The following is a 699-nucleotide window of genomic DNA, read 5'->3' as shown; positions in this document are numbered from 1 at the left end:
GGCGGAGTGGAGTCTGTCAAAGTGAATTTAAACGAGGGCAAAGTCGAAGTATCGTTTGATTCAGGCAAAGTCTCGCTGAAGGAGATCATCGATACGATCGAAGACCAGGGGTATGATGTTGCAGGCTGATGTATACCTACAAGGGGTATATAAGGAGTGAAGGATATGGACGGACAAAAAGAAGCCACCCTCCAAATCTCTGGCATGACCTGCGCCGCCTGTGCGGCGCGGATCGAGAAAGGGTTGAAAAGGCTTGACGGCGTTCAGGACGCAAATGTGAACTTGGCGCTGGAAAAATCAAAAATCGTTTATGATCCGGGGCAAATCGAAGTCGGACAGCTGGCTGAGAAAGTCGAATCGCTCGGCTATCAAGTTCCTGCGGAAAAAGCCGAATTTGCGGTTTCCGGCATGACGTGTGCGGCTTGCGCCAACCGGGTTGAAAAGCGCCTCAACAAGCTGTCTGGCGTCAAAAGCGCCGCCGTCAACTTTGCCATTGAGACTGCGACAGTCGACTATCATGCTGGCGCGGTTTCGCCGGAGGAGATGATCGAAGCCGTTGAAAAGCTCGGCTACAAGCTCGAGCTGAAAAAAGACCGAACTGCGGACGGTCGGGCGGAACAAAGAGAAAAAGATATTCAGCGTCAAACCGGCAAATTTATTTTTTCAGCCATTTTGTCTTTTCCGCTGCTCTGGGCAATG

The 699-nt window shown here is 51.2% G+C and carries 2 protein-coding genes; both read left to right on the top strand.

Going from position 1 to position 699, the window contains the following annotated elements; all coding sequences use genetic code 11:
* Window positions 1-129, top strand: a 129-nt coding sequence (locus ACWHAR_RS27425; RefSeq protein WP_452088477.1) for a cation transporter, incomplete at its 5' end; no start/stop codon positions are given.
* A 36-nt stretch (window positions 130-165) separates the two neighbouring features.
* On the top strand, window positions 166-699 hold a 534-nt coding region (locus tag ACWHAR_RS27420; protein ID WP_452088476.1), incomplete at its 3' end, for a copper ion binding protein.

This window comes from Bacillus sp. LR--39, from assembly GCF_053613335.1.
Note: the sequence above shows the minus strand (reverse complement) of the source record. Positions and strands in the feature narration are given on the sequence as shown.